This is a genomic window from Anabaena sp. EIM26, from assembly GCF_057568715.1.
The window spans coordinates 5165073-5179920 of sequence record NZ_CM172472.1; the positions used below are offsets into that span (position 1 = coordinate 5165073).

Below are 14848 nucleotides of genomic sequence, written 5' to 3' on the forward strand. Positions count from 1 at the left end.
TACAACCAATACTCCCATGACTAATCAACCAAGAAAAATCAATACTACTAGCGAACCAAAACGTATGCAACCCATTAAAATCAAGGGCAAACGAGTTATAGCTAATCCTACTCGTCATCAAGGCAAAGCAGAAGGAAAATCCCTCTCAGGTAGACAACGCCCATCTCATCAATCTGCCCTACCAGCCCCGACAATCAAATCAACAGAACATAGTGACCCAATTCCTAATCCTACTCGTCATCAAGGTAAAGCAGAGGGAAAATCCTTCTCAGGGAGACAACGCCCATCTCACCGAATTTCTCTACCAGCCCCAACAATCAAATCAATAGACGATAGCAATTCAACAGAAGATAATGACCTAATTTATGGTCGTCATCCAGTTTTAAGCGCCTTAGAAAGTCACCGCAATCTTAACCGCCTCTGGATTACAACCCGTCTCCGTTACGATCATCGCTTTCATCATTTGATCCTCCAAGCTAAAGAAAATGGCACAGTCATTGATGAAGTTGAACCCAAACGTTTAGACCAAATCACCGACGGTGCTAATCACCAAGGCATAGCAGCACAAATTGCTCCTTATGCCTATACAGAAATAGAAGATTTAATTACAGAAGCAAAATCCGTCACCGATGCTGTAATTGTCGTGGCTGATGGTATTACTGATCCTCACAACTTAGGGGCAATTATTCGCACAGCCGAAGCAATAGGCGCTCAAGGTTTAGTTATTCCTCAAAGACGGGCTTCGGGGATCACTTCAACTGTGGTAAAAGTAGCAGCAGGTGCTTTAGAAAACTTTTCTGTAGCTAGAGTCGTTAACCTCAGCCGTGCTTTAGAACAACTCAAAGAAGCTGGTTTTTGGATTTACGGAACTGCGGCCACTGGTAGCGAACCTCTGCATACAGTTAATTTCAGCGGCCCTATCGTTTTGGTCATTGGTGGAGAAGGCGAAGGTCTGAGTATGTTGACACAACGTTCTTGTGATGTTTTAGTGTCAATTCCCTTACAGGGTAAGACTCCCAGCCTGAATGCATCAGTAGCTGCGGGTATGGCGCTTTACGAAATTTATCGTCAACGTTCCTTAAATACCCTCTATCTTGATAAATTACGCACAGTTTCTTTGAAAAAATAGCCTAAAAGTGTATAAAGAAATGTAAAAAAGAATAAATCTAACATATTGTTTAACACCCTGTAACCCGTTTATAAATTGGTGAAAACCATGAAAACTATTTGGCATAACCTCAAGGAACAGCTGATTAGTATATCTAACAGTTTTGGATTTGCTTGGTGGGTAGAGATAGTCACCCAGAATCCCCGTTGTACTTACTACTTTGGGCCTTTTTTCAGTTCGGTGGATGCCACATTCGCCAGCAAAGGCTATGTAGAAGATTTGGAAATTGAAGGAGCGCAGGGTATTGTCGTCAATGTTAAGCGTTGTAAACCTGATGATCTAACAATTGCTGAAGACTTGGGGGAAAGGATTGACCGTAAAGTAAAGCCTGCCTTTAGCGGTCAAGTATAATCTCAATCAATAGGCCGTCATCGTTCTGGGGGTGAAATCCTGAGAACGATGGCAAATACAGCAGAATTCAGGAGTCAGGAGTCAGGAGTCAGGAGTCAGGATGAAAATCTTCTTGAGACCTCAACTGTCTTCTGTGTGATCCAGAAAATATTTTCCTGTAGATATTAAGTTATCCAGCAGCATTCATTTACTGTAGATGCGATCGCAGGGGATATTGATGATGTAGAAATATTTGTATGGTTAATTTATAGTTGATTAATGTTGGGTTATGCCTCCGGCACACTACATGAACGTTCCTCAGTCCAACCTACGAGGAATTGCGATTCCACTTCCTCAGCTATTATCACTTCGGATGCTTCCATCAGGCATGATAGTTTCTTGGAAGATAGCACCTTTGCATCTGGCAATCTCAAAATGGCTAGATCCTCTGAAGTTGGCATAACTCAGGTTGGCATCGTAGAAAGAAGTTTCAGTCAAAATAGCGTCACTCAAGTTGGCATGGCTGAGATTAGCATCAAAGAAACCAGTTTGACCGCAAACAACTCCACTCAAGTCAGCGCTCTCCAAATTAGCTCCTTTCAAAGCAGCTTCACCGAGACGCGCTCCCCTCAAGTTGGCATAACTCAAGTCGGCATCACTGAGGTTACTCCAGTCCAGACTAGCGTTACTGAGATCGGCTTCTCTGAAAATAATCCCTCGAAGATTCTCATCGGTAAGACGAACTTTTGGCAGTTTCACTCCAGTGAAATCCCGCTCCCCAGCAGCGTATCTTCTGAGCAACTCTTTAGCATCCATAATTATACTTCTCCACTAACTAACACATTTAAAGATAACTCACTAAACCTCTGGCAATCGTTATTTGATCCCAACTTCAACCTAACCTTTCAAATCACCGACCTCTCTGTCGGACAACTAGCCGAAGCCCAAATCACCAACTACGACTGAATATTAAGTTAGAATTTGCAGACAATGTGGGACGTGAGTGAAAAATATCAAAATATTGTGTTGGTTTAAATTTTATCAAATTATCAATAATCGCAGCGGATATTGATGATGTAGAAATATTTGTACGGTTAATTTATATTTGATTCATGTTTGGGGTTGATTAATGTTGGGTTTCGTTCCTCAACCCAACCTACAAGATCAGCGATCGCACTAGGTAGTGTAACGCGATCTATAATTTAGTAGTTAATCAGTGGAAGTTAAACTATGTCTTATAGCATACATGAGTTACGTGAACATCTAAACACGCAGGTTATTTCGTTAAATATGCGATGGAATATGTACAATTACTTGTTTAACGAAACTGAAGAAAAAATTCGTATTCTTGAAGAAACTGCTCCACATATGTTTGGGGTGATTCAAATTGCCTTGTTTAATGATATTATCCTTTACTTAACCAGACTTACAGACCCTAAGAAGAATGGTAAATATGAAAACCTTGTTTTAGAACAATTATTAGAACATTCTGATATAACGGCAAAACCAGAACTTTTAGAGGAACTTAAAATACAAAGAATCGCTCTTAGAGAGAAATGTCAAAACTGCCGAAAAAGTCGCGATAAAAGCATAGCCCATCAAGATTTAACTCTTGCGTTAACACCATTATCTCCCTACTCAGGTATTTCTCTGGAAGATATAAAAGAATTACTTGATATGGTTAATAAGTTGATGAATACAGTTAATCGTAATTTAGAGAATGAAGAAACTCTATACGAGCTACACCATGAGCTAAAGATTGATGTTGATTCTCTATTTGAGTCACTGGAGAAGGCAAAACAAAACATAAAATGACCGAAAAACGAGAAAGATCTGACCAAGACAGCCCGTGGAAAGAAATATTAGAAGCATACTTTCCCCAAGCAATGCAATTTTTCTTCCCCGAAACAGCCGCATTAATTGATTGGGAACGTCCCCATGAATTTCTAGATAAAGAATTTCAACAAATAGCCCGCGACGCTGAACAAGGAAGAAGATATGCAGATAAATTAGTCAAAGCTTGGCAACACCAAGGAGAAGAAATTTGGCTGCTGATACATATAGAAATTCAAGGAAAACCAGAAGAAATCTTTCCTCAAAGGATGTTCTCCTACAACCTGCGGATTTTTGACCGTTTCGGTAAACCTGTCATTAGTGTCGCTATTTTATGCGATGCAGATCCAAAATGGCGACCACACCAATACAGTTATAATTATCCTGATACTAAGCTTAAATTTGAATTTGGCACGGTCAAACTGCTCGATTACCAAAACCGTTGGGAAGAATTAGAAGCTAGTAAAAATCCTTTTGCAACGGTGGTAATGGCACATTTAAAGACACAACAAACCAGTAAAAAACCTCAAGAACGCAAAATATGGAAATTTAGCTTAATTCGCCGATTGTATGAACAAGGTTTGCAAGAAAAGGATATTCGTAACCTTTACCGCTTTATAGACTGGGTTATGATGTTACCAAAAGCATTAGAAGCGGAATTTTGGGAAGAGTTTAAACAATTTGAGCAGGAGCGAACTATGACCTACATTACTACAGGTGAGCGCATTGGCTATGAGCGAGGAATAGCAGAAGGTAAACAAGAAGGTGAGCAAAATCTTGTGGTACGACAACTACAAAAACGGGTGGGAGAGTTACCAGAAGAAATTAGAACGCGAATTCAAACTCTTTCTTTAAATCAGTTGGAATCACTTGGTGAAGCGTTGTTAGATTTTACAGCTATTGATGATTTGTTTAACTGGTTTGCAGATTATCAACCAGAGTAGGAAGTTTACCTTTTATCCCACATTCCGCAGATGTGAATTAGATTATTGATATTTTTGAAAAATCCCAGCCAGAAAAATTTTATTTACCTAATTTTTCTGGTTGACTTTAACTTTATCTGCCACTAATTCCATATCTAAAGTTGTGCTATCTGTGGGTGTGCTTCTAGCCAATGGTCAATATCAGATAGCAACTGTTGGGGAATTTCCCAGGGGAAAAGATGGGCTGTATTTGGGTAACATTGCCACTGAGAGTTTTTAAGATGTCGTGCTGTTTCTAAGCTGGAATCAGCAGTAATATGGCGGTCTTGGGAACCGGCGAGTACTAAACTAGGGCATTCTATTTTTTGTAGGTCTGGGAGTCGATTGTACCCGGCACGAATGGCGCTGTAGAGGGCGCGAGTTGCATAGGGAGAAGTTTGTAAATAAGCTGGTACGGCTGAATTGGCGATGTAACCGTAAGCAGTGGGTGTATGTTGTTGGATTAGGTGCCGAAAGAGCGATCGCTTGCCAAATGTTTCAATATTCCAATCCCAACTCGGTTTTAGATAATTTAATAGTGCCGCAACGCCAGTATAAACATTATCTTGCCAAGAGATAGGCGGATGATCTCCCCAAGGTCTAGCTGAGGTTGCGACCAAAATCAGCCCAGTGACTCGCTGTGGTAAACGCAGTGCCAATTCCATCGCCAAAATACCACCTAGTGACCATCCTAATACCAGACATTTTTCAATCTGAAAACGGTCTAGGAGAGCTTCTAAGTCATCTAAATGGTCTTGCATAGCGAAATTGCTATTGCAGCGACTTTTGCCATATCCGCGCAAATCTGGGGCAATAGTTTGGTAGCGTTTTGATAAGTGATTTGTAAAAACAGCGAGATTACGGCCAGTACCAGGATGACCATGTAAACCCAGAATAGGAAATCCTTGACCTTGAATGTAGACATGAAGAGGTAAAGCATTCATATAATTCGTAATTCGTAATTACTACCCAGTCCCCAGTCTACTTTTCTCTATAACCCCCAGCGTAGGTAATGACGCACATATTTCTATAGGATTTGTGAGTACCAAAAGCCACACCAGTCACTTTAAAATCAGGGTTAAAAATATTGGTGCGATGACCCCGTGATGGGACTCCATCATCAATAATTAACTGCATGACGATTTCTTGGGCGTTGTCTACACCATAGCTGATGTTTTCTGCTGCTGTGATTTGCCATTTCCCATGACGATTAATGCGTGTAAAAGGACTGCTACCATCACTACCATCATGACCTAACGCTCCTGTTGCACTTTGGTCTTTGACATGATCCCTAGCACCTAAGGACATTCCCTTAGATGCGCTTAATGCACCTACAGCACGAACTGACTTGAGAAATGCGATAGCGAAGCGCTCCGTAGGAATCGCTTCATCAACAGGTTTTACCCCTTCTTGGGTAATTAGATAGGTGTTATCAGCAACTTTAATTTTTTTACCTTCAAAACGCTGACGATAGCTTTCTAACATGGGTAAGTATGAACGCGGATTTGTCCGCACTTTGTTAGTTTCATCAATTACTTTTTGTTCTAAAGCTGACAAGTAACTAGCTTTTGCTAACAAAATAAAATCATCATTTTCAATCATATCTGTTTTCACTTGTGCGATTGGTTGTTGAGATTGTAGTAATTGATATGAAAAGTTAATCACTAAAGTAATAGGGAGCAATATCCAAAGTTTAAAAATATTCATTCATGACCTCAAATTTTTATTTTGACAAATTTCTGTAGTTAGTAAATAAACATCGACATTAAAATATGAATTATCCAAAAAAATGGTAGAGACGTTTCATGAAACGCCTCTACTTTTTTATCTATTTTCCACCCTGTAAAATACTTTCAACTTCTGAAAGCTGAATTGGCCCAGAAACATTTTTGCTATTGATTATCAAAGAAGGTGTGCCAGAAAGCCCCAGTTTATAAGCCATTTGCAGGTCTTGCTTAATTGCTTTATCGGCTAAATTGCGGTCGGTGTTAAATTTCGCCAAATCTAATTTGAGGTTTTTAGCAATATCTAAATATAAGGTTTCACCCAGTTGTTTTTGATTGGTAAATAGGGCATCATGATATTCCCAAAATTTACCTTGTTGATATGCTGCCCAAGATGCTTTTGCTGATGGTAATGCTTGGTCATGAATTTGAACTAAGGGAAAATGTTTATAAACTAAGGTAAATTGATTTGGGTATTTTGCTAACAAGTCTTTGAGAGTTTTATGTGCTTCGGCACAATATGGACATTCAAAGTCAGAGAATTCTAACAGCACAGTGTTTAATTGAGTCGAACCTGTGGTAGGAGAATCAGCAATTACAGCTTTGGTATTGGTTCTCAAATTCTGTAAAAATTCTTGTCTGACTTGCTGTACTTTTTGCTGTTGTTCTTGCTGATATGCTTGAACAGTTTCGATAATTACTTGTGGATTTTTGCGAATAATTTGTAATACTTGCTGTTCTAGTTGGGGATCGATTTTTGTATCAGCTTGTGCAGGAAGTGACCAGCTAAGGCTGAAGCAGAGTAAGCTGGTAATTGTCCAGATACGCAGGTTTTGAAAGATTTTGAGCATGGGGCAATACTAAATAAGTCCATACTATCTTAGTATTTCTGAGGTTTGGTCAGTGCGATCGCTACGCGAATATACTACGCAGGTTGAAAAATATCTGCTTTTAGTCCACTGACTTAGAGGACTTGACTATCAATGGGTAATGAGAGATCACGAGACCATTCATTCCAAGAACCAAAATAATTTTTGGCTTGAATTCCTATCTGTTGCAGCGCAATCAGTGTATTAGCAGCCCTAGATCCTTTAAAGCAGTAAATATAGACGATAGAATCTGAGGTGATACCCACAGACTCACAGATTTGGAGAATTTCTGCTGGTGAGCGAAACATGGGAATTTGAGCTTCAGAATTCATCAACAGATGCCATTCTAGCCATATAGAGTTAGGGATTCTTCCTTTGCGGGGACAGAAATCTGGACTGTAGGGAGAAGAACTCAATCCTTGCCATTCTATGCGATCGCGCACATCTAATTTGATAATGGCAGGATTATCAATTGCTTGTAACATTTGATCTTTTGTCACCATGATATCCGCATTGGGATGCAATCTAAATATGCTGCTTTCGGTTTTAGTGACTTCATTGGTAGTTGGTAATTCCGCAGCAAGCCATGCTTGATATCCCCCGTGCAGAATAGATACCGTACCACAACCCAAATAATTAAGTAAAAAAGCCGCTCGACAACATTGACCATAGCCTTTATTTAAAGCATCTTCATACACAATTAATCTTTCTGTTCCCGATATTCCAACTTTGCTCATAATCTCAGCAAAATATTCTTGTAATTTTTTTAATCCTGCTGCTGAGGAGTCATCTAAAAGATATGTAAAAAATTCACGAATATTGATTGCACCAGGAAGATGAGAAACAGCATATTCTTCTGGACTGCGCGTATCTATGATGACAATTTGTGGGGATTTTTCTGATAATAAACAAAAGAGTTCTTGGGGAGAAATGAGAGTTTTTGTATCCACTTTTCGATTCTTCTGCATTGTGCCATTTGGCATTATCACGCCCTATAGATTGGCATTGTGGAGTTAAAATTACAGAAGAATAAATTGGGATTGTGATTGGAATAACTTTTATAGGATTAATGCCAAGTAGAGCAAAGTGAAATAATATGCTACACCATGTAATCTAAAGGAAGTAGGTTACAACATGAATTTTCAATCCGCTAAGTCCCATATTAATATTATTTAGATTTTTAACACTTCAAATTGGTTTAATAATGGAGGTAGAGCGCCCTGTTAACTAATTCATCGCCAAATGTGTGAGCTATATTTAATAGCTGACTTCAGACATACAAAACTGTAACAACCGATTTTGAAACTCTCCGATCTAAAGACTTTGAGTTTCCCAGTTACCACGAGATATTATGAGAGTTGGGGTGGTAAATTGCCAGTATTAAAGTAGTTGGTCAGATCACTGCCTATTTGTGTATCTACCCAATTATGATAGTGAAGCATGACATCTGTGATATCGGTGATACCAATACTCTGAACTCCTTTAACGGTAAGGACAAAATCGTTGTAGTCTCGATCAGAAGTAGCATTAAGTGCAACATCTTCAAAACCAATCATCACTTTATTAGATCCTGTCAGCACTTGTGCTACTTGTACAGTATCGTTTAAGTTAGCTGCCGACATAGAGAATACAGGTCTATTGCTATTTGTAAAACTCTGCCCAGTTAAAGCATCTTGAAGAGTTCCATTGGACATGAGTACAAAACCAAACGCATCTCCAGCTTTGAGATTATAAATTTGCTCTCCTTGATACGCTTCATCGTTAAAGTTTGGTTCCCAATAGAGAATGTTACTATTGTCGCTGTAAAGACCACCCTCTTCAGCATCTTTGACTACAACATAGCCATCTGTAGAATTGCTGGTGGCGCGGCGAAGCGCTTCTTGGATAAATGCGTTTGAGCCAGCTTCGTACATATCCATGCCTTTGAGGCTAAAGATTCCCACTTCTCCCTGTTCATACTGACCACCATCGTAGAGGAAGTCGATTTTTACTTGGCCAGTTTGATTAGCAACGAAAACGCCTTCATCGAAAATTGCCCGATTAGAATATTCGAGTAGTTGTTTTCCTACATTTGTAGTGCGCCAGTTACGCTCAGAGTTAGAGAAATTATCTATTGACTGAGTAGTCCCCTTAGCTCCTTTAACTTGGAAAACAAAATCATTGTAATCCCGATCAGAAGTAGAAGAGGCGGTAGGAATATCTTCAAAAGCAAAAGTTCCGTTACCATCTACATCTACCATCTGTCCAACTGCCATACTAGGATTAGCTTCGGGGATGGAGAATAGAGGCAATTTACCATATTGCCACATCTGACTTGCTTTACTGATTCCCTTCGTTTTGTTGATTTCTTCAACACTTGTATTGGGTACGAACATAAAGGCAAATTTGTCACCTGGATTCATCTCGAAGCTTTTCACTCCTAGATAATTTCCAGCATTGAAATTTGGTTCCCAAGGCATTTTTTCAGTAAAACGCGCTCCTTCGCTGGGGTCTTTAGCCAAGACATAGCCTAATTTAGAGTTGCTGAGAGCGCGATTAGTGGCTTGTTTAATAAAAGCTTCCGAACCAGGTTGGTAGTTTTCCATGCCTTCGAGACTAAAGACGGCGAACTCTCCTTGATACCAACCGCCATCGTAAAGAAAGTCAAAATTTACCTGGCCAGTTTCGCCAACTTCAAATACTCCCTCGCTATATGTAGATCGGTCAGCATATTTGAGTAAGTCTTGTCCGATAGCAGTAGTTCGCCAATCCCTATTGGGATTAACCTCTGCGTTCATGTCAGCGATATTGTTGCTTGTTAGTCCTTTAACTTGGAAAACTATGTCATTAAAATCTTTATCGGCACCACCAGAACTAACGCTGATATCTTCAAATGCTAGTGTGCCATTTTTGTCTACAGCAACTATCTGATTTTTGTCGGTAGAGAAAATAACTTGTTTGCCAACTTGGGCGGTAGCGTAGGGTTGGCGATAAATCTCGTCAATGGTAGTATTCTGCACTAGCATCAATGCTACTTCGTCCCCAGCATTCATCTGAACGGACTTAATTCCTTGGTAATTACCAGCATTAAAGTTAGGTTCCCAACTGGTAGTACCGCTCAAACGCGCTCCGTCTGTGCGATCGCTCATGAGAAGGCGACCTTCTGTGGAGTTGCTTAAAGCCCGACGAGTTGCTTCTCGGATAAACTCTAAGGAACCTGGTTGGTAGTTTTCCATCCCTTTGAGGCTAAAAACCGCTACTTCTCCTTGATACCAACCGCCATCATAGAGATAATCAAATTGAACTTGACCAGTACCATCGACGATAAAAGTACCTGATTCAAACCGAGGACGGTTAGCATACTGCACTAATTCCTGTCCGAATGAGGTGTTTAACCAATTCCGGTTAGTGTAAACAGAATCTTGTAGCGTCGGTGCCTTGGCTGTTGCACCAGACAATTGAACTACCATATCGTTGAAATCGCGATCGTTGGATTTTAAGGTATTAATATCTTCCCAACCAAAGGTATTTCCCTTGCCAGTGATATCTGCGATTTGGGGTGAAACTGTGCCTGTTGTTTGATTTACTGCACCAAAAGAAAACAGAACTTTATCTGTACTAATGGAGGTACTTTGAGCAATCTTAGCTACTGTAGTATCGGTAACTAACATCATGGCAAAGGTGCTTCCTGCTGTCATCTCAAACAGTTGGGGACCCTTGTAAACACCACTGTTGAAATCTTTTTCCCAGGACAATTCATTATTTAGGTTGCTGAACCGAGCGCGATCGCTTTCATCCCGCACAGCTACATAACCTAAATTAGAATTGCTGAGAGCGCGTCTGCTTGCTTCCAGCATGAATTCTGTCGAACCTACCGTCAGTCCTTCCATACCTTGAAGGCTAAAGATCGCTAGTTCTCCTTTATTCAAGCCTCCATCATATAGAAAATCAACGCTAACTTTTCCAGTTGCATTAACTGTAAAGATGCCATTATTCAAGTTAGAAATTGTCGTCATCTTCTTCGTGTCTTTTTTTACTAACATCTAAGTCTTTTTTTTTATAACTTTTATTAAGTCAAAAAAATAACTGTATAAATACGCCTTTTTTTTATCAGGACTTACGCACGAATTACGGAACAATTAACCGTATAAAACGCAAAAGACACGGAGAAACCTAAATTGTGAGAGCTTTTTGCGTAAATTCTAGTTATCAAGCAATTATCCAGAAAATACTTTATTTTTGAGAGAATTTTGCCATTTGTATTGAGCAGATATACTGGTAATACCTGCTATATCTACATTTTGAATATGTCTAGCAGTAAATTAATAGCAACCTTTCATGGTTGAGGAATATTATGTAAATTCACTAAATAATCTCTATAACTTTTGATGCTATTCTTTATTAGACAAATACTTAGATGAAATTATTTAGATATTTTTAAGTACGGATGAAATCACTATATTTCTCAATTTTACCCGTTAAAAGTTCTCTATTCTCTTAGAGAACTCCATAAAAAACATGATCCAATGGAGTAGGGGTAATTCATGAATTACCCTTACTTTTACGGGGACAAGCTTTAGGGGAATGATATTAAAACAACGTGAGTTCGGTGTTAGGAGTTCGGAGTTTCTCCTCCGGAGACGCTACGCGAACGGAGTTATGATTTTTTCAACGAGAGAATAAGGGTTTGAGACTCCTACTTGTGGCGAGTTTTCCACAGATTATCTTATGTCGAACTCACGTTAAAACAGGATCAATCATTCTATGGAATTCTCTTAGAGGATATTTGAAAAGTATTATAGCCTTCCCACTCTAGTTAGATACAAAATTACCCCTCCTCAACCCTCCCCTTACCAAGGGCTACGGTGTACACACAAGCGCGTCGGGGAGAGGTACTCTTTGAGAAGCTGCTTCGTGTCTATGGAAAGAGGTTTATTTATACATGAAGAACTTTTCAAACACCCTCTTAATTACTCTCTTAATTACTCTGGTAAACCCTCCACCTTTAACAAATCCAAATCCCGCTCAAAAATCTCATCAATCGGTAACATTTCTCCCGCAGTAGTCATAAATTTATGGTCTTTAGTTGCTCGAATTTTTGAACCATCATCTAAACAATATTCATATACTTCTTGCATTCCTCGATGATGCCATTGGGCAATGGGTTGAGTGTAAACATTTCCATTTTTATCAACACTAAAAATACTACACTCAATTCTCTTTTCTACAATTTCTCCAATAGGAATAAAACCATATTCCACAGTTAAAATTTCCGTATCATAACTCAAACAATATTCTGCAAACTTTAACATATCCCCAAATAGATGTTCAGCGACTTGGGGTTTTACACCGTTTTTTGCGGAACCATCAATAAAATTTTGCTTTTGTTTCTCCATTTCAGAAACTTTCTTTTTACCCATAGCCCGACGCAGCAAGTCAGCTTGTCCTAAAGAATAACCAGCCATATCCTGAGCAATTTTCATAATTTGCTCTTGATAGACCATAATTCCATAGGTTTCATTTAAAATTGGTTCTAAAATACCTGTTTCATATTCAATCTGTTCGCGTCCATGTTTACGATTAATAAACTTAGGAATTAATCCCGCATCTAATGGGCCTGGTCGATAAAGTGCCAAAATAGAAGAAATATCTTCAATATTAGAAGGTTTCAAGTCTTTAACTATTTCCTTCATTCCTGAAGATTCTAGTTGAAATATTCCTTCTAATTTACCTGATTCTAATAATTCATAAGCTTTTTCTACATCTTTTGGTAAAGTACTATGTCCACCTTTTGCTAATATTTTTTGGGCTTTTCTTTCTTGACCTGTAATTTCATCGGGGTCAATTTTATAACCTTTAGTTTCTGCAATCAAATCAATAGTTTTTTGAATTAAAGTGAGGTTCCGTAAACCCAAGAAATCCATTTTTAACAAACCCAATGATTCCAAATCTTCCATGAAATATTGGGTAATTACAGAACCATCATTATTGCGTTGTAAGGGAACAATTTCATCAAGAGGATCAGCAGAAATCACTACACCCGCAGCATGAACACCAAAGGTTTTATTAGTACCTTCAATTCGCATGGCCATATCTAGCCAATGACGAACATTTGGGTCATTATCATATTTATCTTTAAACTCTTGTGCTGGTGTTTCATTAGAAACCATGACTTTGAGTTTAGTTGGTTTTCCCCGCACTACGGGAATTAATTTCGCCATTTTATCAGCGTCACCATAGGGAATATTTAACACTCTAGCGACATCTTTTAAAACTGCTTTCGATGTTAAACGGTTAAATGTGATAATTTGGGCAACTCTATCAGCACCATATTTATCAGTTACATATTCAATCACTTTATCCCGTTGTTCAATGCAGAAATCCGTATCAATATCAGGCATTGACTTACGTTCGGGATTCAGAAATCTTTCAAATAATAAACCATGATGCACAGGGTCAATGTTAGTAATTCGCATTGCGTAAGCAACTAAAGAACCAGCTGCTGAACCCCGACCTGGACCCACAGGAATATTATTATCTCGTGCAAATTTGATGTAATCCCACACTACTAAAAAGTAGGTAGAGAAGCCCATTTTTTGCAACATTTTTAATTCATATTCTAATCTTTCTTTATAAACTTGATCTACTTCGCTGCGGGATTTACGATTTAATCTTTCTAACAATCCTTGCCAAGCAATCTCTTCTGCATAAGTGTCAGGAGTGTGACCAGAAGGAATAGGAGGAGTAGGAATTTTCGGGTCATCCATGATATGGTAAGGCTCGACTTTATCCGCTACTTCGACCGTTGTGGCTATAGCTTCGGCAATCACATCATCTGGTAAATGGTCACGAAATAACTGTTGCATTTCTGCGGCAGATTTGAGGTATTCTGTGCCGCTATATCGCATTCTTTTATCTTCGCTAATTAGCTGTCCTGTTTGAATACATAGCAAGGCATCGTGTGCTTCTACGTCAAAACAAGAAATGTAATGGGAATCATTAGTAGCAATAAATTTAATTCCTAATTCCCGTGCAATTTTGACAATTTCGACATTAACAATTCTGTCTTCTTGGGAACCGTGGTCTTGAATTTCTAAATAAAAGTCTTCACCAAAAACTTCTTTATACCATTTAGCAACTTTCCTGGCTGCATCTGGTCGATTACTAAGAATTGCTTGGGGAATTTCTCCACCTAAACAAGCGCTGGTGACTATTAAGCCTTCATGATATTGTTTGAGTAAATCTTTGTTAATGCAAGGACGGGAAAAAATACCTTTACCTTGCACACCTTGAAGGTGAGAAATTGTGGTTAATTTAACTAAGTTTTTATAGCCTTTTGTATTTTTAGCTAAAACAACTTGATGATATTTAGGACGGCGTTCTTGTTTTTCAATATCACCATTAATAATATACATTTCGTTGCCAATAATTGGCTTAACGTTTTTATTGCGGCAGATTTTAATTAATTCTACTGCACCATACATGACACCATGATCTGTGAGTGCGATCGCTTTCATCCCCAGTGCGATCGCTTGATCCACCAACTCTGGTAGCTGACTGGCCCCATCCAACAAACTGTAATCACTATGAATATGCAAAGGAACAAAAGACATAAGCACCTCCAATACAAGTCAACCAGGGTTGAAATTTGCGATTAACTCCACCCACACAGGAGATTTATAGACTAACAGTTTTTATCTAAAATTGTTCTCAGAATTTTCACTTTGAACTGCTAAAAAGCCCATCCTAGCAGAGTTTCATTTAAACATACCCTGCAACATCAGGCTTCTACGCTTACAAAAGCTAATACTCTACTTGATAGCAAAAAGCCCCGTTCTATAAACGAGGCTTAAAATCAGTTATCACCAATTATCTGTTACCTAATGCTGTTGTGGTCCCTTGGCATCAGAATGTTTAGCCAAGCAACGTTCTAAAAGTTCAATTCTCCAAAGTAAAGCGAAGCGGTGTGGACTCCATATTACT

The 14848-nt window shown here is 38.9% G+C and carries 11 protein-coding genes; 4 read left to right on the forward strand and 7 right to left on the reverse strand.

Annotation, left to right across the window (positions count from 1 at the left end; all coding sequences use genetic code 11):
• Window positions 1-16 precede the first annotated feature (16 nt).
• Window positions 17-1129 carry a 23S rRNA (guanosine(2251)-2'-O)-methyltransferase RlmB gene (gene rlmB, locus AC012T_RS22475; protein ID WP_487060917.1) on the forward strand — a complete coding sequence of 371 codons (1113 nt, stop codon included), beginning with the start codon at window positions 17-19 and terminating at the stop codon, window positions 1127-1129.
• 87 nt (window positions 1130-1216) lie between these two features.
• Entirely contained in the window at window positions 1217-1519 is a 303-nt protein-coding gene (locus tag AC012T_RS22480; RefSeq protein ID WP_015215654.1) for a DUF1816 domain-containing protein, read from the forward strand.
• A 333-nt stretch (window positions 1520-1852) separates the two neighbouring features.
• Here the strand turns inward: AC012T_RS22480 and AC012T_RS22485 are convergent, their stop codons facing one another.
• Entirely contained in the window at window positions 1853-2257 is a 405-nt protein-coding gene (locus AC012T_RS22485; protein ID WP_487060919.1) for a pentapeptide repeat-containing protein, read from the reverse strand.
• Window positions 2258-2728: 471 nt separating this feature from the next.
• Between AC012T_RS22485 and AC012T_RS22490 the strand changes: the two genes are divergently transcribed.
• Entirely contained in the window at window positions 2729-3313 is a 585-nt protein-coding gene (locus tag AC012T_RS22490; protein WP_487060921.1) for an AbiU2 domain-containing protein, read from the forward strand.
• Window positions 3310-4275: a DUF4351 domain-containing protein gene (locus tag AC012T_RS22495; protein ID WP_487060923.1), complete on the forward strand. Its 966-nt coding sequence runs from the start codon at window positions 3310-3312 to the stop codon at window positions 4273-4275. Before AC012T_RS22490 ends, AC012T_RS22495 begins: the two co-directional genes overlap by 4 nt.
• Before the next feature lie 134 nt (window positions 4276-4409).
• On the opposite strand, the gene AC012T_RS22500 is transcribed toward AC012T_RS22495, so the two are convergent.
• The 6 genes from AC012T_RS22500 to AC012T_RS22525 form a co-directional block, all read right to left on the reverse strand.
• Window positions 4410-5237 (reverse strand): alpha/beta fold hydrolase, encoded by an 828-nt coding sequence (locus AC012T_RS22500; protein ID WP_487060925.1) that lies wholly within the window; start codon window positions 5235-5237, stop codon window positions 4410-4412.
• 37 nt (window positions 5238-5274) lie between these two features.
• The gene (locus tag AC012T_RS22505; protein ID WP_487060927.1) at window positions 5275-6000 is read right to left on the reverse strand and encodes a CAP domain-containing protein; all 726 of its coding nucleotides are present in this window, start codon (window positions 5998-6000) and stop codon (window positions 5275-5277) included.
• 121 nt (window positions 6001-6121) lie between these two features.
• Complete coding sequence (locus tag AC012T_RS22510; protein ID WP_487060929.1) at window positions 6122-6868, reverse strand: DsbA family protein; 747 nt, start codon at window positions 6866-6868, stop codon at window positions 6122-6124.
• A 113-nt stretch (window positions 6869-6981) separates the two neighbouring features.
• A complete protein-coding gene (locus AC012T_RS22515) occupies window positions 6982-7836 on the reverse strand; it encodes a sulfurtransferase (RefSeq protein ID WP_487066700.1) in 855 nt (284 codons plus the stop codon).
• Window positions 7837-8235: 399 nt separating this feature from the next.
• Window positions 8236-10881, reverse strand: a complete 2646-nt coding sequence (locus AC012T_RS22520; RefSeq protein WP_487060931.1) for a DUF4114 domain-containing protein — start codon at window positions 10879-10881, stop codon at window positions 8236-8238.
• 966 nt (window positions 10882-11847) lie between these two features.
• On the reverse strand, window positions 11848-14478 hold the full coding sequence (locus AC012T_RS22525; RefSeq protein ID WP_487060933.1) for a DNA polymerase III subunit alpha: 2631 nt from the start codon (window positions 14476-14478) through the stop codon (window positions 11848-11850).
• Window positions 14479-14848: the final 370 nt, after the last annotated feature.